Origin of the sequence: Pseudomonas sp. NFACC42-2 (genome assembly GCF_900116055.1) — a bacterium.
Taxonomy (GTDB): Bacteria; Pseudomonadota; Gammaproteobacteria; order Pseudomonadales; family Pseudomonadaceae; genus Aquipseudomonas; species Aquipseudomonas marginalis.
On record NZ_FOZO01000003.1, the window covers coordinates 335,315 to 356,737 of the forward strand.

Annotated in this window: 20 protein-coding genes; 8 read left to right on the top strand and 12 right to left on the bottom strand. The window is 59.1% G+C overall.

From position 1 onward, the window contains the following. Window positions 1-76 precede the first annotated feature (76 nt). Complete coding sequence (gene glpK, locus BM416_RS08820; RefSeq protein WP_027604597.1) at window positions 77-1,582, bottom strand: glycerol kinase GlpK; 1,506 nt, start codon at window positions 1,580-1,582, stop codon at window positions 77-79. Window positions 1,583-1,658: 76 nt separating this feature from the next. Further along, window positions 1,659-2,513, bottom strand: coding sequence for an MIP/aquaporin family protein (locus tag BM416_RS08825; RefSeq protein WP_027604596.1), 855 nt, complete (start codon window positions 2,511-2,513; stop codon window positions 1,659-1,661). A gap of 326 nt (window positions 2,514-2,839) precedes the next feature. Between BM416_RS08825 and ybaK the strand changes: the two genes are divergently transcribed. After that, on the top strand, window positions 2,840-3,310 hold the full coding sequence (ybaK, locus tag BM416_RS08830; RefSeq protein ID WP_027604595.1) for a Cys-tRNA(Pro) deacylase: 471 nt from the start codon (window positions 2,840-2,842) through the stop codon (window positions 3,308-3,310). Window positions 3,311-3,373: 63 nt separating this feature from the next. Here the strand turns inward: ybaK and BM416_RS08835 are convergent, their stop codons facing one another. Further along, entirely contained in the window at window positions 3,374-4,483 is a 1,110-nt protein-coding gene (locus BM416_RS08835) for an ABC transporter ATP-binding protein (RefSeq protein WP_092487439.1), read from the bottom strand. Continuing rightward, window positions 4,480-5,400 carry an ornithine carbamoyltransferase gene (gene argF, locus BM416_RS08840; protein WP_027604593.1) on the bottom strand — a complete coding sequence of 307 codons (921 nt, stop codon included), beginning with the start codon at window positions 5,398-5,400 and terminating at the stop codon, window positions 4,480-4,482. Before argF ends, BM416_RS08835 begins: the two co-directional genes overlap by 4 nt. Before the next feature lie 431 nt (window positions 5,401-5,831). Here argF and BM416_RS08850 point away from each other — a divergent pair, with 431 nt between their 5' ends. Continuing rightward, complete coding sequence (locus BM416_RS08850) at window positions 5,832-7,940, top strand: molybdopterin oxidoreductase family protein (protein ID WP_092487442.1); 2,109 nt, start codon at window positions 5,832-5,834, stop codon at window positions 7,938-7,940. An 86-nt stretch (window positions 7,941-8,026) separates the two neighbouring features. Then, entirely contained in the window at window positions 8,027-8,365 is a 339-nt protein-coding gene (gene grxD / locus BM416_RS08855) for a Grx4 family monothiol glutaredoxin (RefSeq protein WP_027604591.1), read from the top strand. Between the two features lie 71 nt (window positions 8,366-8,436). On the opposite strand, the gene bfr is transcribed toward grxD, so the two are convergent. Together bfr and BM416_RS08865 are read right to left on the bottom strand one after the other, a co-directional pair. Then, on the bottom strand, window positions 8,437-8,907 hold the full coding sequence (bfr, locus tag BM416_RS08860) for a bacterioferritin (protein WP_012722487.1): 471 nt from the start codon (window positions 8,905-8,907) through the stop codon (window positions 8,437-8,439). A 201-nt stretch (window positions 8,908-9,108) separates the two neighbouring features. Beyond that, window positions 9,109-9,327, bottom strand: a complete 219-nt coding sequence (locus tag BM416_RS08865; RefSeq protein ID WP_074844072.1) for a bacterioferritin-associated ferredoxin — start codon at window positions 9,325-9,327, stop codon at window positions 9,109-9,111. 244 nt (window positions 9,328-9,571) lie between these two features. Between BM416_RS08865 and BM416_RS08870 the strand changes: the two genes are divergently transcribed. After that, entirely contained in the window at window positions 9,572-10,174 is a 603-nt protein-coding gene (locus BM416_RS08870; RefSeq protein ID WP_003172097.1) for a peroxiredoxin, read from the top strand. A gap of 65 nt (window positions 10,175-10,239) precedes the next feature. On the opposite strand, the gene rnt is transcribed toward BM416_RS08870, so the two are convergent. Both rnt and pyrC read right to left on the bottom strand, forming a co-directional pair. After that, on the bottom strand, window positions 10,240-10,914 hold the full coding sequence (rnt, locus tag BM416_RS08875) for a ribonuclease T (RefSeq protein WP_027604590.1): 675 nt from the start codon (window positions 10,912-10,914) through the stop codon (window positions 10,240-10,242). Then, window positions 10,911-11,957 carry a dihydroorotase gene (gene pyrC, locus BM416_RS08880; RefSeq protein ID WP_027604589.1) on the bottom strand — a complete coding sequence of 349 codons (1,047 nt, stop codon included), beginning with the start codon at window positions 11,955-11,957 and terminating at the stop codon, window positions 10,911-10,913. Before pyrC ends, rnt begins: the two co-directional genes overlap by 4 nt. Window positions 11,958-12,113: 156 nt before the next feature. Here pyrC and BM416_RS08885 point away from each other — a divergent pair, with 156 nt between their 5' ends. The 3 genes from BM416_RS08885 to BM416_RS08895 all read left to right on the top strand — a co-directional run bounded on the left by BM416_RS08885 (window position 12,114) and on the right by BM416_RS08895 (window position 15,589). Then, window positions 12,114-13,022 carry a flagellar protein MotY gene (locus BM416_RS08885; protein WP_065938697.1) on the top strand — a complete coding sequence of 303 codons (909 nt, stop codon included), beginning with the start codon at window positions 12,114-12,116 and terminating at the stop codon, window positions 13,020-13,022. A gap of 129 nt (window positions 13,023-13,151) precedes the next feature. Further along, window positions 13,152-14,369, top strand: a complete 1,218-nt coding sequence (locus BM416_RS08890; RefSeq protein ID WP_012722490.1) for an argininosuccinate synthase — start codon at window positions 13,152-13,154, stop codon at window positions 14,367-14,369. Window positions 14,370-14,956: 587 nt separating this feature from the next. Beyond that, on the top strand, window positions 14,957-15,589 hold the full coding sequence (locus BM416_RS08895) for a response regulator transcription factor (protein ID WP_027604587.1): 633 nt from the start codon (window positions 14,957-14,959) through the stop codon (window positions 15,587-15,589). Between the two features lie 84 nt (window positions 15,590-15,673). On the opposite strand, the gene BM416_RS08900 is transcribed toward BM416_RS08895, so the two are convergent. From BM416_RS08900 to metG, 4 genes are all read right to left on the bottom strand, one after another. Further along, the gene (locus tag BM416_RS08900; RefSeq protein ID WP_027604586.1) at window positions 15,674-15,856 is read right to left on the bottom strand and encodes a PA3496 family putative envelope integrity protein; all 183 of its coding nucleotides are present in this window, start codon (window positions 15,854-15,856) and stop codon (window positions 15,674-15,676) included. 107 nt (window positions 15,857-15,963) lie between these two features. Next, window positions 15,964-16,602 carry an endonuclease III gene (nth, locus tag BM416_RS08905; RefSeq protein ID WP_027604585.1) on the bottom strand — a complete coding sequence of 213 codons (639 nt, stop codon included), beginning with the start codon at window positions 16,600-16,602 and terminating at the stop codon, window positions 15,964-15,966. Between the two features lie 135 nt (window positions 16,603-16,737). After that, complete coding sequence (gene rsxB, locus BM416_RS08910) at window positions 16,738-17,700, bottom strand: electron transport complex subunit RsxB (protein ID WP_092487445.1); 963 nt, start codon at window positions 17,698-17,700, stop codon at window positions 16,738-16,740. Window positions 17,701-17,814: 114 nt separating this feature from the next. Further along, the gene (gene metG / locus BM416_RS08915; protein ID WP_074844076.1) at window positions 17,815-19,866 is read right to left on the bottom strand and encodes a methionine--tRNA ligase; all 2,052 of its coding nucleotides are present in this window, start codon (window positions 19,864-19,866) and stop codon (window positions 17,815-17,817) included. A 172-nt stretch (window positions 19,867-20,038) separates the two neighbouring features. Here metG and apbC point away from each other — a divergent pair, with 172 nt between their 5' ends. Beyond that, window positions 20,039-21,133, top strand: a complete 1,095-nt coding sequence (apbC, locus tag BM416_RS08920; protein ID WP_092487448.1) for an iron-sulfur cluster carrier protein ApbC — start codon at window positions 20,039-20,041, stop codon at window positions 21,131-21,133. The last annotated feature ends 290 nt before the right edge of the window (window positions 21,134-21,423 follow it).

Genomic DNA, 21,423 nt, shown 5'->3' on the forward strand with positions numbered 1-21,423 from the left:
CATACAAAAGTGGCCCATGATGACGCAGGAATCTGCTCCCTGCCAGTTACAACCCGATATGGGGCCGGCGCATGGCTTATTCGGCGCCTTCGTGGGGTTCCCAGTCGCGGGTGCGGCTCACCGCTTTTTGCCAGCCGGCGTAGAGTTTCTCCTTGGCGGCTTCTTCCAGCTGCGGTTCGAATTCGCGCTCGATCACGGCCTTGCCGCGCAGCTCGTCGAGGCTGCCCCAGAAGCCGCAGGCCAGGCCTGCCAGGTAGGCGGCGCCGAGTGCAGTGGTTTCGCGCATTTGCGGGCGCTCGACCTGGGTGCCGAGGATATCGGCCTGGAATTGCATCAGGAAGTTGTTGGCCACCGCACCGCCGTCCACACGCAGGGCCTTGAGGCGTTCGCCCGAGTCCTGTTGCATGGCGTCGAGTACGTCGCGGGTCTGGTAGGCAATCGATTCCAGAGCGGCACGAATAATGTGATCCACGCGTACGCCGCGGGTCAGGCCAAACAGTGCGCCACGGGCATACGGGTCCCAGTAGGGGGCACCCAGGCCGGTGAAGGCCGGGACCAGGTACACGCCGTTGCTGTCCTTGACCTTGCCGGCGAAGTATTCGGTGTCGGTGGCATCGGCGATGATTTTCAGCTCGTCACGCAGCCATTGCACGGTGGAGCCACCGTTGAACACCGCGCCTTCCAGCGCATAGGCCACTTCGCCACGGGGACCGCAGGCGATAGTGGTGAGCATGCCGTGCTTGGACTTGACCGCTTTGTCGCCGGTATTCATCAGCAGGAAGCAGCCGGTGCCGTAGGTGTTCTTGGCCTGGCCGGCCTCCACGCACATCTGGCCGAACAGTGCCGCTTGCTGGTCACCGGCGATACCGCCGATGGCGATGCCGCTTTTGGTGCGGCCGTAGATCTCGGAGGAAGACTTCACTTCCGGCAGCATTTCCCGCGGAACGTCGAGGATCTCCAGCATCTTCGCATCCCACTCCAGGGTGTGGATGTTGAAGAGCATGGTGCGCGAGGCGTTGGTGTAGTCGGTGACGTGGGTTTTGCCGCCGGTAAATTTCCAGATCAGCCAGCTGTCGATGGTGCCGAACAGCAGCTCGCCGTTGCGCGCACGCTCGCGGCTGCCTTCGACGTTATCGAGGATCCACTTGAGCTTGGTGCCGGAGAAGTACGGGTCGGTGACCAGGCCGGTGGTGTCGTTAATGTATTGCTCGTGGCCGTCGCGCTTGAGCTGCTGGCAGATCTCGGTGCTGCGGCGGCACTGCCAGACGATGGCGTTGTAGATCGGGCGGCCGGTGATCTTGTCCCAGACCACGGTGGTTTCACGCTGGTTGGTGATACCGATGGCGGCGACCTGGTCATGGTGCAGGCCGGCTTGTGCCAGGGCCTCGACCATCACCGCGCTCTGGGTGGCGAAGATTTCCATCGGGTCATGCTCGACCCAGCCGGCTTGCGGGTAGTGCTGGGTGAATTCACGTTGGGCGGTGCAGACCACGTTGGCGTCGCGATCGAAGATGATTGCCCGGGAACTGGTGGTGCCCTGATCAAGGGCAATGATGTAGTTCTTATTCTCGATATCGGTCATGTCTATTGCCTTGGACGAAATAAGGAAGTCAGAAATCAGCCGGGGCCGCGAAGGGCAGGGGACCAGGCTGGCGCTTTCAGGAAATACGAGTCTTGCCGTTGACAGCCGTGTCAGTTGTTTCCGCTATAGCAGGTGCGGCGCTCGGCAAGTGGCGGGCAATCAGCCCACGATAGGCCGCAGCACCGAGGCATGCGCCGACAATCGGCGCGAAAATCGGAACCAGGAAGTAAGGAATATCGCGGCCGCCAGTAAAGGCCATTTCACCCCAGCCAGCGAAAAAGGTCATCAGCTTGGGCCCGAAATCCCGCGCCGGGTTCATCGCAAAGCCGGTCAGCGGGCCCATGGCACTGCCGATGACCGCAATCAGCAGGCCGATCAACAGTGGCGCCAGCGGGCCGCGCGGCAGGCCGTTGTTGTCATCGGTGAGGGCCATGATCACGCCCATCAGGATCGCGGTAATGACCATTTCCACCAGGAAGGCCTGCGCCGTGCTCAGCAGTGCATGGGGGTAGGTGGAGAACACCGAGGCCAATTCCAGGCTGGCCTGGGTGCCGCGTACCAGATGGTGGGTTTGTTCGTAATCGAAAAAGAGATTGCTATAGAGCGTGTACACCAGCGCCGCCGAGCAGAAGGCTCCGGCGATTTGGGCCAGGATGTAGAACGGCAGTTTGCGCTTGTCGAAGTCGGCAAAAATACACAGGGCGATACTGACCGCCGGATTGAGGTGAGCCCCGGAAATACCGGCGCTCAGGTAGATCGCCATGCTGACGCCGATCCCCCAGATGATGCTGATTTCCCACAACCCGAAGCTGGCACCCGCGACCTTGAGCGCAGCAACGCAGCCTGTACCGAAGAAGATCAGAAGCGCAGTCCCCAGGAACTCGGCCATGCATTGGCTCGAAAGTGAAGGCTGTTGAAGAGCAGTTGTCATGGAAAACCTCGATTGTTGTTCTTGTCTGGCGCACTGCCTCAACGGACGGTTGCGCGATTTTCACCGTGACGAGGATCCCCATCCAAGACACGGCTTACTGCTGGAACGCTGCAGGTGTATTCCTACAGTATTCGGAAACGAAAAAATATAGACAAGAATGACGGCTGTCAAAGGTCGAAAGTGAACTGTCGGTCACTTTCCAACTATTGGTTTGATGAATGATCACGCTCGCCACGTTAAGTATTGTGGACGGGGAGGGCGGACTAGAGCGTTTTATGCGGGCTTGGCCTAGAATTGGTCCTCTGTTTGCCACGCTCGGAGAGGTCATGACCCCCGCATTGGATTTGTTGAAAAAAGTTCGCGCCGAACATCGCATCCACAGTTATGAACACGATCCCAAGGCCGCCTCCTATGGCCTGGAGGCCGCAGAAAAATTGGGCCTCGACCCGGCGCAGGTGTTCAAGACCTTGTTGGCCAGCAGTGAAAAAGGCGAATTATTGGTGGCTGTGGTGCCGGTCGTCGGAAGTCTCGACCTCAAGGCCCTGGCTCACGCGGCGGGTGTGAAAAAAGTCGAAATGGCTGATCCGGCAGCGGCGCAGCGTTCCACCGGTTACCTGCTGGGAGGCATCAGCCCACTGGGGCAGAAGAAGCGTCTGCGCACATTTATCGATGTAACGGCACAGCCGTTTGCGACAATTTTTGTGAGTGCGGGGAGAAGGGGACTGGAAGTGGAGTTGTCCGCCGCAGTGCTGGCGGAACATACCCAGGCCAAATTCGCAGAAATTGGCCGGGCGTAGTCCCGGTATCCTGGATAACCAATGTGGGAGGAGGCTTGCCCCTCCCACACGTTGATCATTGACTCAGCCAGCCGGGCTGTAGCGTCGTACGCCGGATTCGGCGTGAGGAACCTGCGCCGCGACGCTGCCTGAGGCCTGGAACAGCACCAGATGCTCAGCGGCCACGCGAATGCCCACCTCGGCGCCCACCTGATGGTCGGCATGGCTGGGGAAAATCGACTCCAGCTGCGCGCCGGTCGGCAGTTGCAGGCGGTACAGGGTTGATGCGCCGAGGAAGGTTTTGCCGACGATCCGCGCTTTCAAGGCACTGTCCGGCGCGTAGACGATGTCGTCCGGGCGCAGCAAGACGTCCACCGCACCCCCCGTAGGCCAGGTGTAGGCGCGGTTTCCGCGCAGGTCGCCGAGTTCGGTGTGGACGGACTCGGGCGAACTCAACTGGCCACGAATGAAATAACCCTGGCCGATAAAGCTGGCGACATACGGCGTCAGGGGTTCGTGATAGAGGTTGTAGGGGGTATCCCACTGCTCCAGGCGGCCCTCCTTGAATACTCCGACGTGATCACTCACGGCGAATGCCTCTTCCTGGTCATGGGTGACCAGGATCGCACTGGTGCCCCGTGCCTTGAGGATGTCGCGTACCTCGTGGCTGAGCTTGCGCCGCAGTTCGCCGTCGAGGTTGGAGAACGGTTCGTCCAGCAGCAACAGCTGTGGCTCCGGTGCCAGCGCGCGGGCGAGGGCGACGCGTTGTTGCTGGCCGCCCGACAGTTCGTGGGGGAAACGCTTGCCCAGGTTCTTGAGGTTGACCAGCTCCAGCAGTTCAGCGACCACACGGTCTTTTTGCGGGTGTTTGCGAATGCCGAAGGCGATGTTGTCGGCCACGCTGAGATGGGGGAACAGCGCGTAGTCCTGGAACACCATGCCGATGCGACGTTTCTCCGGTGCCAGGGTAAAACCGGCGCTGGAGATCACTTCGCCCGCGAGGCTGATTTCGCCTTCATGCACCGGCTCAAAACCGGCAATCGCGCGCAAGGTCGTGGTTTTGCCACAGCCCGAAGAACCCAGCAGGCAACCGATATCGCCCGCGTTGAGGTGCAGATTGAGGTTCTGCACCACCCGTTGATCCTGGTAACCGCATGCCAGATTGCGCAAGTTCAGCAGTAATGGCTGGCTCATGCGTGGTGGTACGCCGGTTCGACGAGAAATTCGAGCAGGGCTTTTTGCGCGTGCAGGCGGTTCTCGGCCTGGTCCCAGGCCACGGAGCGTGGGTCATCGAGCAGGTCGAGGCTGATTTCCTCACCCCGGTGGGCGGGCAGGCAGTGCATGAACAGCACGTCCGGCGCGGCCATGTCGAGCAGGGCGCGGGTCACCTGGAAGGGCGCGAACAGGGCCAGGCGCTTGGCGGTTTCGTCTTCCTGGCCCATGGAGGTCCAGACGTCGGTGCTGACCAGGTGGGCGCCGATCGCTGCATCCTTTGGATCGCGCAGGATCTGCACACGGCCATCGGCCTTGGCCAGGAACTCGGCGGCCGGTTCGAAGCCTTCCGGACAGGCGATGCGCAGGTGGAAGTCGAACTGAATCGCCGCTTCTATATAGCTGTTGCACATGTTGTTGCCGTCACCGATCCAGGCCACGGTCTTGCCCTGGATCGAGCCACGGTGCTCAAGGAAGGTCTGCATGTCGGCCAGCAACTGGCACGGGTGCAGGTCGTCGGACAGGCCGTTGATCACCGGCACGCGCGAGTTGGCGGCGAATTCGGTCAGGGTGCTGTGGGCGAAGGTACGGATCATCACCGCATCGAGCATGCGCGACATGACGATCGCGCAATCGCTGATCGGCTCGCCACGGCCCAGTTGGGTGTCACGCGGCGACAGGAAGATGGCCTGGCCACCCAGCTGGATCATGCCGGCTTCGAACGACAGGCGGGTGCGAGTCGACGATTTCTCGAAAATCATCCCGAGCACGCGGTTTTTCAAAGGCTCGAACAGTACGCCGCGGTTACGCAGGTCTTTAAGCTCAATGCCTCGACGGATCACGCTGACCAGCTCTTCGGGCGTGCAATCCATCAGGGAGAGAAAGTGCCTTGCGCTCATCATTAACTACCTTTTTGCAACAGACCGCAGATACTCAAAGCCTTGTTTATTGTGACAACGGGCGAGACCTGCGGCGAAAGCCGCACGGGGCGACGAAATAGGGGAAGGCGCGATATTGACATTAAATGTCGCGTCTTACCAATAGGGCTACGTTTTTTGGGGTGTTCAAGAAGGGCGCGAGAGCGCTTTTGAAGACGATTTCCTGACAGCAGCGGGCCATTTGTACACTGACGCCATCACCTTTTGCAATGCGCGGGGGCGGGCCTGGATCAGGCTGCGTCGGTTTCAGAGGTTGATGACAGGTTCTGTAACATTTGCTCATGTTTGCGCATGGCCTGGCCTGATGGCTATCGATTCACAGGACGAACGATGCTGGCGCCTGTCATGGTCACAGCCCATAGTCAGGCCAAAGCCCAATAAAGAGACTGGCCATGACCAAGACTCTCCACCACCGTGCCTGCCACCTGTGTGAAGCCATCTGTGGCCTGACCCTGGAAACCACCCAAGCCGAAGACGGCAGCCTGGCGATCACCTCGATCAAGGGCGACGCACTGGACAGCTTCAGTCGCGGCCATATCTGCCCGAAGGCCGTGGCGTTGCAGGACATCCAGAATGATCCTGACCGTCTGCACCAGCCCATGTTGCGGGTGGGCAGCGAATGGCAGCCAATCCCTTGGGATGAGGCGTTTGCCCTGGTCGCCGAGCGGCTGGCGGGCATCCAGGCGCGGCATGGGCAGCATGCGGTGGCGGTGTATCAGGGCAACCCCAGCGTGCACAACTATGGGCTGATGACCCACAGCAACTACTTCCTCGGCCAGCTCAAGACGCGCAATCGGTTTTCTGCCACCTCCGTAGACCAGTTACCCCATCACCTCACCAGCCACCTGATGTACGGCCATGGCCTGTTGCTGCCGATTCCGGACATCGACCACACCGACTTCATGCTGATCCTGGGTGGCAACCCGCTGGCCTCCAACGGCAGCATCATGACCGTGCCCGATGTGGAGAAGCGTCTCAAGGCCATCCAGGCCCGGGGCGGCAAGGTGGTGGTGGTCGATCCTCGGCGCAGTGAGACGGCGGCGATCGCTGATCAGCATCTGTTCGTGCGGCCTGGCGGCGATGCGGCGTTGCTGTTCGGGGTACTCAACACACTGTTCACCGAGAACCTGACGCGTGACAGTCATTTGCCGGTAGGGGGGCTTGAGGATGTGCGCCGTGCGATCCTCGGCTTTACCGCCGAAGCCATGAGCCGCCAGTGTGCCGTACCCGCCGGGCAGATTCGCCAGTTGGCACGGGATTTCGCTGCTGCGGATAAAGCGGTGTGCTACGGGCGCATGGGGGTGTCGACCCAGGCGTTCGGTACGCTGTGTCATTGGCTGGTGCAGTTGATCAACCTGGTCACTGGCAACCTCGACCGCGAAGGCGGTGCGTTATGCACCAGTCCGGCAGTGGACTTGGTCGCGTCCACCGGTGGCGGGCATTTCAATCGCTGGCAGAGTCGCGTGTCCGGGCGCCCGGAGTACGGCGGTGAGTTGCCAGTGTCGGCGTTGGCTGAAGAAATGCTCACCGGCGGCGAAGGACAGATCCGCGCGCTGGTGACGGTGGCGGGCAACCCGGTGCTATCGACCCCCAATGGCCGCCAGTTGGAGCAGGCCCTGGACGGCTTGGAGTTCATGCTCAGCATCGACCTCTATATCAACGAGACCACGCGTTATGCCGATCTGATCCTGCCGTCCACTTCGGCGCTGGAAAACGACCACTACGACACCACGTTCAATATGTTCGCCGTGCGCAATGTCACCCGTTTCAATCGCGCGATCCTGCCCAAGCCTGAGGGTGCGTTGCATGACTGGGAGATCTTCGTCGGCCTGGCCACGGCATTCGCTGCGCACACCGGTATGGCGCTCAAGCCCACCATGCCGCCTGCGCAAATGATCGACTTAGGCCTGCGCGCCGGCGCTTATGGTGATGCGTCGAGCCATCAGTTGTCGGTGGCGAAGCTGGCGGATCATCCCCATGGCATGGACCTGGGGCCGCTCAAGCCAAATCTCGCAGCGCGCTTGAAAACCGTGGATGGCAAGGTGCAGGCGGCACCGGCAGTGATTCTGGCGGATCTGGCGCGCTTTGCGGCGCAGCCGATGCCTGGGGCTGACGAGTTGCTGCTGATCGGCCGTCGCCATGTGCGCAGTAATAATTCCTGGATGCATAACTATCACCGGCTGGTGAAGGGCAAGCCTCGGCACCAGTTGCATATGCATCCCGACGACCTGGCCAGTCGCCAGTTGGCAGATGGGCAACGGGTGCGCGTCAGTTCACGTATCGGCATGATCGAGGTGGAGGTGGTCGCCAGCCTGGACATGATGCCCGGTGTGGTCAGCCTGCCCCATGGTTGGGGTCACGGCCGTCCGGGGGTGCAGATGAGCATCGCCAGCGAGCAACCGGGGGCGAGCGCGAATGACTTGACCGACGAGCGGCAATTGGATGAGTTGTCGGGCAATGCGGCATTGAATGGCGTACCGGTCCAAGTCGCTGCCGCATAAGGAGCCCGAGCACCGCGTTGGAATTTTGCGTTACAATGCGCCACCGTGCCGACCTGTGAGTCGCAAAGTTCCAGCCGAGGTGTTCCATGGATATCATCGAAACGATCAAAGAGCAGATTGCCAACAACACCATTCTGCTTTACATGAAGGGCGCACCTAACGCTCCTCAGTGCGGTTTCTCCGCGAAGGCTTCCCAGGCTGTTATGCAGTGTGGCGAGAAGTTCGCTTACGTGGATATCCTGCAAAACCCGGAAATCCGCGCCAACCTGCCGAAGTACGCCAACTGGCCTACCTTCCCGCAACTGTGGGTAGCCGGCGAGCTGGTCGGCGGTAGCGATATCATCACCGAAATGGCAGCTGATGGTTCGTTGCAGGCGTTGATCAAAGATGCAGCGGCAAACGCGGCGGCCAAGACCGACGCTTGATTCGCCTGCAATAAAAAGCCCCGCTTCTCGTGAGAGAGCGGGGCTTTTTTGTACCTGAGAGAGCGACGGGATTATTCGCCCATCTGCGATTGCAGGTAGTTTTCCAGGCTGACTTTATCGATCAGGCCCAGTTGGGTTTCCAGCCAGTCGATATGTTCTTCCTGGTCTTCCAGGATGTCTTCCAGCAGCTCGCGGCTGCCGAAGTCGCCCTTGGTCTCGCAATGTGCGATGGCGGCCTTGAGGTCGCTGTGGCTCTTGCGTTCAAAGCCCAGGTCGCTGCTGATCATTTCCTGGGTGTGCTCGCCGATGTTCAGCTTGCCCAGGTCCTGTACGTTCGGCAGGCCTTCGAGGAACAGGATGCGCTTGATCAGCGCGTCGGCGTCCTTCATGGCCTTGATGGATTCCTTGTATTCACGCTTGCCAAGCTTTTCCAGGCCCCAATCGTCGTACATGCGCGCATGCAGGAAGTACTGATTGATCGCGACCAGTTCATTGGCAAGGATTTTGTTGAGTTGCTGGATGACTGAGATGTCGCCTTTCATGACTGGGGTCCTGCCCTGTAGTAGCTGTGTATAAGGCGGAGTTTGAGCGGCGAAAACCCTAGTGTCAAACCTAAGTTATTGAATAATAAATGAAAATTAATCGGAATAAGAATGTTTGTGTTCCGCGTCTTAGCGCTAACTAATTGAATTACAGGCATAAAAAAACCGGACACTCGGTCCGGTTCTTCAAAACACGCCTATTTAAGCGTGTGTAAATTCTGCTGAGTAGGGAACAGCGGCCTGGGCTGTTTGCAGCTGCGTCAGGGTTTCCCGTACCACTTGCTTGGCGAGGCAAGCACATTTACCACATTGACTGGCAACGCCGGTGGTTTCACGCACTTCCTTGTAGCTGCAGCAACCTTCATAGATCGCTTCGCGGATTTGTCCGTCGGTGACGCCGGTACACAGGCACACATACATAAGGGAGAACCGTCGCGGGTTTAAGGCTTAAGTGCGATGGATCTTAATGTTAACGAGAATGATTGTCAAAGTAGATTCGTAGGGTATTGGCCTGCACCGCCCTCACGCTGACGAACGGTTTTTTCAGTGTATGATGGTCGGTCTTCACGAAGCGTGACTGCGTCACAGGGCTGTCGCTTGAATGCGGCAGACTCAAGGCCGGTCCTTTTACTTCAATCGTCACCCTTACATCAGGAGATACCCAATGAGCGTACTCGTCGGCAAACAAGCCCCGGATTTCGACGTACCTGCTGTGCTCGGCAATGGCGAAATCGTTGACAGCTTCAAACTGTCTGAAGCCATCAAAGGCAAATACGGCCTGGTGTTCTTCTACCCACTGGACTTCACCTTCGTCTGCCCTTCGGAGCTGATCGCTCTGGACCACCGCATGGACGATTTCAAGGCACGTAACGTTGAAGTGGTTGCCGTTTCCATCGACTCCCATTTCACCCACAACGCCTGGCGCAACACGGCCATCAACGATGGCGGCATCGGCAAAGTCAAATACACCATGGCTGCCGACATGAAGCACGACATCGCCAAGGCCTACGACGTTGAGTCCGAAGGTGGCGTGGCTTTCCGTGGCGCGTTCCTGATCGACGACAAGGGCGTTGTGCGCTCCCAGATCATCAACGACCTGCCGCTGGGCCGTAACATGGAAGAGCTGATCCGCCTGGTCGACGCCCTGCAATTCCACGAAGAGCACGGCGAAGTCTGCCCTGCCAACTGGAAAAAAGGCGACAAAGGGATGAACGCTTCGCCAGAAGGCGTTGCGGCTTACCTGACCGAGAACGCTGGCAAGCTGTAAGCCGGACTCGCGGGACAAAAAAACCGGCCTGAGAAGGCCGGTTTTTTCATGCGCAGGATTTGACCTCAGTCGCCGAAGTCTTCCCAGCCGCCCATCTGCTTCCAGCGGTTGACGATGCCGCAGAACAACTCGGCGGTCTTCTCGGTGTCGTAGCGGGCCGAGTGGGCTTCGCGACCGTCGAAGTCGATGCCGGCCGCCTGGCAGGCCTTGGCCAAGACGGTCTGGCCATAGGCCAGGCCAGCAAGGGTGGCGGTGTCGAAACTGGAGAACGGGTGGAACGGGTTGCGCTTCATGTCCAGCCGCGTCACGGCGGCGTTGAGGAAGCCCAGGTCGAAGCTGCTGTTATGCCCGACCAGAATCGCGCGCTTGCAGCCGTTGGCCTTCAAGGCCTTGCGTACGCCACGGAAGATATCGGTGAGTGCCGCCTCTTCGCTGACGGCCATGCGCAAGGGGTGATCCAGCTTGATCCCGGTGAACTCCAGGGCTGCCGCTTCGATATTGGCACCTTCAAACGGCTCGACGCGGAAGAAGTGGGTGTGCTCCGGATACACAAAGCCCTGTTCGTCCATGCCGATAGTCGTTGCGGCGATTTCCAGCAGTGCATCGGTGGCGCAATTGAAGCCGCCGGTTTCTACGTCGACAACGACAGGCAGGTAGCCGCGGAAACGTTCGGCCATCGGGTGGCGCGAACCACCACCGCCACCGTGTTCCTGGTCGTCATCGTAATGGTCTTCACTCACTTGCTTTCCTCCAGCAGGCGCCAGCGCAGTGTTTCACCGGCGCGCAGCGGGATAACGGTCAGCTCGCCAAATGGCAGGCTGGCGGGGGCGGTCCAGTCTTCACGGACCAGGGTGATACGGTCGGTATTCGCCGGCAGGCCGTAGAATCGCGGGCCATTGAGGCTGGCGAAACCTTCGAGTTTATCCAGTGCGTTGCGCTGTTCGAACGCTTCGGCATACAGCTCGATGGCGGCGAACGCGGTGTAGCAGCCGGCACAACCGCATGCGGCTTCCTTGGCGTGCTGGGCGTGGGGCGCAGAGTCGGTGCCGAGGAAGAACTTTGGATTACCGCTGGTCGCGGCATCCAGCAAGGCCACCTGGTGGGTGTTGCGCTTGAGGATCGGCAGGCAATAGAAGTGCGGCCGAATCCCGCCCACCAGCATGTGGTTACGGTTGTACAGCAGGTGATGGGCGGTGATGGTTGCGCCGACGTTGGCCGAGGCCTCGGTGACGAACTGCACGGCATCGGCCGTGGTGATGTGCTCGAACACCACCTTGAGGGTCGGGAACAGCTCGACCACACGGCGCATGTGCTCGTCGATGAAGATTTTCTCGCGATCGAACACGTCCACGTCGCCACGGGTGACTTCACCGTGGATCAGCAGCGGCATGCCGACTTCGGCCATGGCTTCGATGGCCGGCAGGATCTTGTCGATGCTGGTCACGCCGGAATCGGAGTTGGTGGTCGCGCCGGCCGGGTACAGCTTGGCGGCGTGCACGAAACCGCTGGCCTTGGCCTGGCGAATTTCTTCGGGCTGGGTGCGGTCGGTGAGGTAGAGCACCATCAACGGTTCGAAGCGGCTGCCGGCCGGCCGTGCAGCGAGGATGCGCTGGCGATAGGCGTCGGCTTCGGCGGCGTTACGCACCGGTGGTACCAGGTTAGGCATGATGATGGCGCGGCCAAACGTACGCGCTACATCGGCCACGGTTTGGGGCAACGCAGCACCATCGCGAAGATGAATATGCCAGTCGTCGGGACGCAGCAGGGTCAGGCGGTCGGACATTGGGGATTCCAGGCGGGTCAATCTGGTGGGAATGCTACCGGAAAAGACTCTTGCAGGCACTCGCTATCAAGTTTTGCAGGATGCATCCGATAGCCTTTCGTATGCCTTATCGATGTATGACGCTTTGAAGTGTTGTAGAAACCAGTGGAGCCTCCCGTGCGCCAGCATTATCTAGCCCTGCTCAGTGTGTTCGCCAGCCTGCCTGCTATGGCACTCACGTTCCAGACTCGTCTGGAGAACATTGAGTGGAAGGTGGAGGGGGACAAGTTCGAGTGCCGCCTGACCCAACCGATCACCGACTTCGGTTCGGGTGAGTTCGTGCGCCGGGCCGGCGAGCAGGCGACGTTTCGTCTGAAAGCCTATAACGGGTCGCTGGGCGCAGGGTCGGCCACCTTATTGGCCGCCGCAGCCCCCTGGCAGCCCGGTCGGGGTGACATCAATCTCGGCGCCGTACGTGCCGGCAGCGGTGATGTGCTGTTCAACAGCTCTCAGGCCCAGGCCGGGCGTCTCTTCAACGGTTTGCTCGATGGACGCTCGCCCACTGTGCGGCACTATGGACGTGAGGGTGGCTATTCGGAGATTCGCCTGCTGCCGGTGAAATTCAACAAGGCCTACAGCGACTATCAGCTGTGCACCGCCAAGCTGCTGCCGATGAATTACGATCAGGTCAAGCAGACCGAAGTGGGCTTCCCCGGTGGCGGCATCGAGCTGGACGCTGCGGCAAAGCAGAAGCTGGCGGTGATTCTCGAATTCATGAAGGCGGACCCTACCGTCAACCATATCGAATTGAACGGCCACTCGGACAACAGCGGCAATCGCCTGAGCAACCGTGATGTTTCACGCCGTCGTGCGCTGGCGGTGATGGACTACTTCAAGGCCAACGGTATCCCGGAGTCCCAGATTACCCTGCGGTTCCATGGCGAAAGCTACCCCTTGGCGCCCAACACCACTGCCGCCAACCGGGCCCGTAACCGCCGTGTGAATATTCAGCTCGAACGCGTGGCTGCCCCTGAGAAACCGGCTCCCCAGGCCACGGGGCCGAGCAACCCGGCACACACCTCCTGACGTGCGACCATCGGTCGCCCGCTCGACATAATCTGTCGCTTTATCTTCATTTGCTGTCGCGCCCCTGTAAATCCACGGTTTTGATCGGTAGAATCGACGCCTTTCCGTACAACCCCGTGGAGTGATGGCATGGCCGACGTAAACAAGGTCGTTCTCGCGTATTCCGGCGGCCTGGACACTTCGGTGATCCTCAAGTGGCTGCAGGATACTTATAACTGTGAAGTGGTGACCTTCACCGCTGACCTGGGTCAGGGCGAAGAGGTCGAACCTGCACGTGCCAAGGCGCAAGCCATGGGCGTGAAAGAGATCTACATTGACGACCTGCGCGAAGAGTTCGTCCGCGATTTCGTCTTCCCGATGTTTCGCGCCAACACTGTCTACGAAGGCGAGTACTTGCTGGGTACTTCCATCGCACGTCCGCTGATCGCCAAGCGCCTGATCGAAATCGCCAACGAAACCGGCGCTGATGCCATTTCCCATGGCGCCACCGGCAAGGGCAACGACCAGGTGCGTTTCGAACTGGGTGCCTACGCGCTCAAGCCTGGTGTGAAAGTGATTGCCCCGTGGCGTGAATGGGACCTGCTGTCCCGTGAAAAGCTGATGGATTACGCTGAAAAGCATGCAATCCCGATCGAGCGTCATGGCAAGAAAAAGTCCCCGTACTCGATGGACGCCAATCTGCTGCACATCTCCTATGAAGGCGGCGTGCTGGAAGACACCTGGACCGAGCACGAAGAAGACATGTGGAAATGGACCGTCTCCCCGGAGAATGCTCCAGACAAGCCGCAGTACCTGGAACTGACCTACCGTAATGGCGACATCGTCGCGCTGGACGGCGTCGAAATGACCCCGGCCACCGTATTGGCGACCCTGAACCGTATCGGTGGCGAACACGGCATCGGCCGCCTCGACATCGTCGAGAACCGCTATGTGGGCATGAAGTCCCGTGGTTGCTACGAAACCCCGGGCGGCACCATCATGCTGCGTGCCCACCGCGCCATCGAGTCCATCACCCTGGACCGTGAAGTGGCTCACCTCAAAGACGAGCTGATGCCCAAGTACGCCAGCCTGATCTATACCGGCTACTGGTGGAGCCCTGAGCGTCTGATGCTGCAACAGATGATCGATGCTTCCCAGGCCCACGTGAATGGCGTTGTGCGTCTGAAATTGTACAAGGGCAATGTGATCGTTACCGGCCGTAAGTCGGATGACTCGCTGTTCGACGCCAACATCGCCACTTTCGAAGAAGATGGCGGCGCCTACAACCAGGCCGACGCAGCGGGCTTTATCAAGTTGAATGCATTGCGCATGCGCATTGCTGCCAACAAAGGTCGTTCGTTGTTCTGAGTGTCAAGCCGGTTTTAAAAATGGCCCCTTATTCAAGGGGCCATTTTTTTTCTTGAATTTTTGATTAAGTCCACTTTGTTTAAACTTGTTTAATCGGTGTTGTTGATTATTGGGTCGCTGGTTTTTTGTCGGGGGAATGTTTTTTATCATTTATGTAGGAACCAGTCTTACAGATAATTCACTCATGTAGGTGCGAGGAGTATGTAAGAAGCCAAAAATTCTGTAGGAAATAAGGATGTAAGTAAATATGTTAAATGGAACTGAAACTACCGATTTTTCTCTGCCGGCTCCGCTACCTGCAGTCGACAGGCAAGGGGCATTTCCTGATAGTTGCGTGCGGCACGTTTACCTTATCCCCTGGAAGGGCTGGAAATTTCACTCAAAATATGTGAGGTCCCGGAAAGTTCTGAAAGGCCCCATAAAACTGGAAACATCTGTATCGGTGTTTTTTTGTAGGGCGTTTCCTTTATCTCTGTGGGTTGGGTCTCTGCTTGCTGTTGCTCGGGGGGGAACGCTATGCCAACTAGGAAACGACTAGGCTATTGTGTTTGCTCTAAATAATTCGAACAGCGAAATTGGACTTTCTCATGAATAAAGTGCTGATCGTAGATGATCATCCCGTCATTCGTCTTGCTGTGCGTATGCTAATGGAGCGTCATGGTTATGAGGTCGTTGCAGAGACCAATAACGGTGTCGATGCGTTGCAACTTGCGCGGGAGCATATGCCGGACATTGTCATACTGGATATTGGGATTCCCAAGCTCGATGGCCTGGAAGTTATTTGCCGGCTTTCGTCTACCAAGCAGGCTGTCCCGTTCAAGGTCCTGGTGCTCACCTCCCAGGCTCCAGGTCACTTTTCCATGCGTTGCATGCAGGCGGGCGCTGCGGGCTATGTGTGCAAGCAACAGGACCTGACCGAATTGCTGAGTGCGATCAAGGCGGTGTTGTCGGGCTACAGCTATTTCCCAAACCAGGCACTCAACTCGGTACGCTCCACCATGGGCAATGCCAGTGAGGCCGATATGGTCGAGCGTCTGTCTGGCCGGGAGATGATGGTGTTGCAGCAATTGGCTCGGGGCAGGACCAACAAGGAGATTGCCGACGGTATGTTTCTCAGCAACAAGACCGTCAGCACCTACAAGACTCGTCTGCTGCTCAAGCTCAATGCCCGCTCTCTCGTGGACCTGATCGAGCTGGCCCAGCGTAACGGCTTGGTATAGGTGAGGGCACAGCACGGCGCCTAGGCCGCACAACCGGCAGAAAAAAGCCTCCGACAGGGAGGCTTCCGGCCGTCGACCGCTTGATCAGAGGTCGAAGTCGTAGTCGGCCAGTTGTTTTTGCAAGCGTCGTTCTTCCAGAAGGTTGTCGATAGTACGGCGTTTGCTCAGATTGGTCTTGGCGACCTCTGCCACAGGTGCTTCCACGCCATCGTCCTCCGATTCAACGAGGTCGTCTTCCACATCCAACTGTTCTTTGTCAGTGCTCATAACGTTAACTCCGGAGTAAGACTGCCGTTGGCGCTCCTTATAACGATAATCCATGAATGGGTAAAAAAGATTTTTTCAATCGACTGATCGAGAAAACCAATGAACCCTCAATCGTCCGACGTCTTGTCCTTGTATTCGCACAGGTCTTCAATGCGGCAGCTGCCGCAGCGCGGCTTGCGGGCCTGACAAACATAGCGTCCGTGCAGGATCAGCCAATGGTGGGAGTCAAGCAGGTACGGTTTGGGTACGAACTTCATGAGCTGCTTTTCCACTTCGACCACGTTCTTGCCGCGTGCTATGCCGGTTCGATTACTGACCCGAAAAATATGGGTATCCACGGCCATGGTGAGTTGCCTGAATGCGGTGTTGAGCACCACGTTGGCGGTTTTACGACCCACCCCCGGCAGGGCTTCCAGTGCTTCGCGGGTTTCTGGCACTTCGCTATTGTGCCGTTCTATCAGCAAGCGGCAGGTCTCGATGACATTCTTGGCCTTGCTGTTGTAGAGGCCGATGGTCTTGATGTACTCCGATAACCCGTCCACGCCCAGGGCGTAAATCGCCTCTGGCGTGTTTGCCACGGGATACAGCCTGGCCGTGGCCTTGTTGACGCCGACGTCCGTGGATTGGGCCGACAGGATCACCGCAATCAGTAACTCGAACGGCGAGGAGTAGGCCAGTTCGGTCTTGGGTTCCGGATTGTCTTCGTGAAGCCTGCGGAAAATTTCCAGGCGTTTTGCGGCGTTCATGGGGCGGAAGGTTCCTTTCGGGCAGTCAGCGTAGTTTCGAATAGTGGGTCCAGGCCTGGAGTCCTGCGAGCAGGACAACCCGACGATATCAATGTGGTGTCGGCGATGGACTGTAACAACCCCCAGGATTATCAGTCATGTGCCATGGGCGTCTACTTGGCGCTGCGCATCATTGAGCTTGTGTTGCGCGTCGGCTAATTGTTGCGGATCAGCCTGTTGGTCCAGGGCTTTCTTCAACTCGGCCCGGCGCATCGCCAATTGGATTTTGGCGCGCTTGAGGTCGGCGTTGTTGACGGCAGGCAGCGGTGTCGCGGGTGTGTGATGCTGGACCAAGGCTGCCAACGCCTGCTCCGCTGCCTCGAACTGCTGTTGCAGGGCGATCAGTTGGGATTGTTGTTCAAAGGTCGGCGGGTGCCCAAAAGCCTGCAAGGATTTGTGCAATTGGGCGCGGCTCATGGCCACATTGATCTTGGCTTTTTTCACCTGCGCATCCTGGGCGGCTCGCGCTGCGTCAAGTGGCAAAGGGGGAGCTAGTGCTGAACGCTGAGGCCGCGCCACACGTTGGGCAGTTCTGTGCTCTTCTTCCCGTTGCAGGCGTGCATTGCGTTGTTCAAAGCGTTGCCGTGCACGGTCGCGCTTGAAATCTCGTTCACGGCGTTCGTTTTCGTTAGTTGCCAGGCCGCCGACGATCGGCAGCCCTGTGACCAGTGGGCGCATCTCAATACAATCGACGGGGCAGGGCGCGACGCACAGGTCGCAACCGGTGCATTCATCGATGATAACGGTGTGCATCAACTTGGCGGCGCCGACAATCGCGTCCACCGGGCAGGCCTGGATGCATTTGGTGCAGCCGATGCACTCGGCCTCGCGGATGTAGGCGACCTGGGCCGGGGCGTCCCCACGGCTGGTATCCAGCTCCAGAATGGGTACACGCAGTAATAGCGCGAGGCCGGTGATCGTCTCCTGTCCTCCGGGTGGGCATTTGTTGATTGCCTCGCCCCGGGCGATACCCTCGGCGTAAGGCTTGCAGCCCGGGTGCCCACATTTGCCGCATTGTGTCTGCGGCAGCAGCGCGTCGATACGTTGAATCAGATTCATGGAGTGATCATTGGCGTGCCGGTTGAACAAACAGGGTTTGATTATCCGGCAAGCGAGAAGGGGGGACTAGTTGAAAAGCCCCGTCGCCGAAACGACAGGGCTGTTTTGCAGCGCTTACTTGATACGTTGACCCGGCTTGGCGCCGCTGTCAGGGCTCAGCAGGTAGATCTCTTCGCCGCCAGGGCCCGCCGCCATCACCATGCCTTCGGAAATACCGAACTTCATTTTCCGCGGCTTGAGGTTGGCAATCATCATGGTCAGGCGACCATTGAGCTTGGACGGGTCCGGATAGGCGCTCTTGATTCCGGAGAACACGTTGCGTTGTTCGTCACCAATATCCAGGGTCAGGCGCAGCAGTTTGTCGGCCCCTTCCACGGCTTCGGCCTTGATGATCAGCGCCACGCGCAGGTCCACGGCAGCAAAGGCGTCAAAGTCGATTTCCGGGGAAAGCGGGTCCTTGGCCAGCTCGCCGTTACCGGCCGGTTTCGATTCTCCGGTATCGGTCTGGCTGGCGGCCAGGTCTTCTTTCGATGCGTCGGTCATTGCCTGGACCTTGACCGGGTCGATCCGGGTCATCAGAGGCTTGAATTCATTCAACTGATGGTTGCTGAGCAACGTGGCGTGGTCGTTCCAGGTGAGCGGGGCGACATTGAGGAACGCCTCGGCGTCGGCGGCCAGCAATGGCAACACGGGCTTGAGGAAGATCACCAACTGGCGGAACAGGTTGACGCCGGTGGCGCAGATCGCCTGGACCTCTTCCTGCTTGCCTTCCTGCTTGTTCAGCGACCAGGGGGCCTTGTCGGCAATCCAGGCGTTGGCGCGGTCGGCCAGGCCCATGATCTCGCGCATGGCGCGGGCAAAGTCGCGGGCTTCATAGGCGTCGGCGATGCTTGGCGCGGCAGCCAGGAACGCGTCGGTCAGTTCCGGCGCGGCGTTCTCGGCCACCAGCAGGCCGGCGTTGCCCTTGTGGATAAAACCGGCGCAGCGGCTGGCGATGTTGACCACCTTGCCAACCAGGTCCGAGTTGACCTTCTGGACGAAGTCTTCCAGGTTCAGGTCCAGGTCGTCGACGCCACGGCCCAGCTTGGAGGCGTAGTAGTAGCGCAGGTATTCCGGCGACAGGTGGTCCAGGTAGGTGCGTGCCTTGATAAAGGTGCCACGGGACTTGGACATCTTCTGGCCGTTGACCGTCAGGTAGCCGTGTACGGCGATGCCGGTTGGCTTGCGGTAGCCCGAACCTTCGAGCATCGCTGGCCAGAACAGGGCGTGGAAGTTGACGATGTCCTTGCCGATGAAGTGGTACAGCTCGGCGGTGGAGTCCTTGCCCCAGAACGCATCGAAGTCCAGCTCCGGCGTACGGTCGCAGAGGTTCTTGAAGCTGGCCATGTAGCCGATCGGCGCGTCCAGCCACACGTAGAAGTATTTGCCGGGCTCGCCAGGGATCTCGAAACCGAAGTACGGCGCATCGCGGGAGATGTCCCACTGTTGCAGGCCTGCATCCAGCCATTCGGCGATCTTGTTGGCCACGGCGTCCTGCAGGGTGCCGCTGCGGGTCCAGGTTTGCAGCATCTGCTGGAAATCCGGAAGCTTGAAGAAGAAATGCTGGGAATCCTTGAGTACCGGGATGGCGCCGGAGATCGCCGAGCGTGGGTTCTTCAGGTCAGTCGGTGCGTAGGTGGCACCGCATTTTTCGCAGTTGTCGCCGTACTGGTCTTCAGTGCCGCATTTCGGGCAGGTGCCCTTGATGAAGCGGTCGGCCAGGAACATTTTCTTTTCCGGGTCGAAATACTGCGTGATCGAGCGCGTGGCAATGTGCCCGGCGTCCTTCAAGCGCAAGTAGATCTGGCTCGACAGCTCGCGGTTTTCGGCGGAGTGGGTCGAGTGGAAGTTGTCGAAATCCACCAGGAACTCGGCAAAGTCGGCGCTGTGTTCAGCCTGCACATTGGCGATCAGTTGTTCCGGGGTGATGCCTTCCTTTTCGGCGCGCAGCATGATGGCCGAACCGTGGGCGTCGTCCGCGCAGACATAGATGCATTGATTGCCGCGATGCTTCTGGAAGCGCACCCACATATCGGTCTGGATGTACTCAAGCATATGGCCAAGATGGATGGAACCATTGGCATAGGGCAGGGCGCTGGTGACGAGGATCTTGCGTGGCTCGGACATGGGGCTCGGCTACTTGATGAAACGGAGGTCGGCCACTATAAAGCGCCGGGAAATTTATTTCACCCCGTGGTGCTGTTTCAGAATCTTCCGCACCTGCGAAAGCATGCCGTAACGCTGCTGGAACGGTTAGGATAGCCGCCTGTTTCAGTCAGTCTTTTTTCGGGAGTTGCCCATGAGCGCCGTCAATCGCGCAGCGGTGGAAGCCGTTCTTCGCCAGTACACCGACCCCTATTTGAACCAGGATCCGGTCACCGCCGGCTGTGTACGCGCCATCGAGTTCCAGGGTGACCAGGTCTCGGTCCAACTGGTGTTGGGTTATGCCGCTGGCCTGTTCAAGAGCGGTTGGGCGCAGATGCTGCAAATGGCCATCGAGGGCCTGGACGGCGTGCGTGCCGCCAAGGTCGACATCCAGTGCGTGATCGCCCCGCACAAGGCCCAGGCGCAGATCCCGGGCCTGGCCAACGTCAAGAACGTGGTGGCAGTCGCTTCCGGCAAGGGCGGCGTGGGCAAATCCACCACCGCAGCCAACCTGGCCCTGGCCCTTGCCCGTGAAGGCGCGCGCGTGGGTATTCTCGACGCCGATATCTACGGCCCGAGCCAGGGCGTGATGTTCGGCATCGCCGAAGGCACGCGGCCGAAGGTCAAGGACCAGAAGTGGTTCGTGCCGATCGAGTCCATGGGCGTGGAGGTCATGTCCATGGCGTTCCTGACCGATGACAACACGCCGATGGTGTGGCGCGGGCCGATGGTGTCCGGCGCATTGCTGCAGTTGGTCACCCAGACCGCCTGGGGCGACCTGGATTACCTGGTGATCGACATGCCGCCAGGCACCGGCGATATCCAACTGACCCTGGCACAGAAAGTCCCGGTGGCCGGCTCGGTGATCGTGACCACGCCCCAGGACCTGGCGTTGCTGGACGCCAGGAAGGGCGTGGAGATGTTCCGCAAGGTCAACATTCCGGTGCTGGGTGTCGTGGAGAACATGGCGGTGCACATCTGTTCCAACTGCGGCCACGCAGAGCATCTGTTTGGTGAAGGCGGTGGCGAGAAGCTGGCGACCCAATACGGCGTTGAACTACTGGCCTCGTTGCCATTGTCGATGGGCATTCGTGAACAGGCCGACGGCGGCAAGCCCACCGTCGCGGCAGAGCCTGATGGCCAGATCGCCATGATCTACCAGGAGTTGGCTCGCCATGTGGGCGCACGGATCGTCCTGCAGGAAGCGGCGGCCCCGGCAATGCCGACCATTACCGTCAGCGACGACTGAACTTGCTGAAGGACAAGAAGCCTCGACTTGTCGGGGCTTTTTCTTGTCTAGGGATCGGTCAATGGGTTTCTTTTACGCTTTTACGCAATGGCGCGCGTAAGCATTCACTTACTTTCTCGTAAGTATTTGGTTTTTTTGTTAGGCGTGTGCGTCTCGAATCTTTGAGGGAGTTTTCTATCTGTTTGAAAGATAACAATTATTTATCTTTGTCTGGGTGCTGGAAACTCTCAGTGCCGGGTTTGGATCCCGTTGAACTTCCCTCGGAACTCTCTAACATCAGCCCTGTGTCC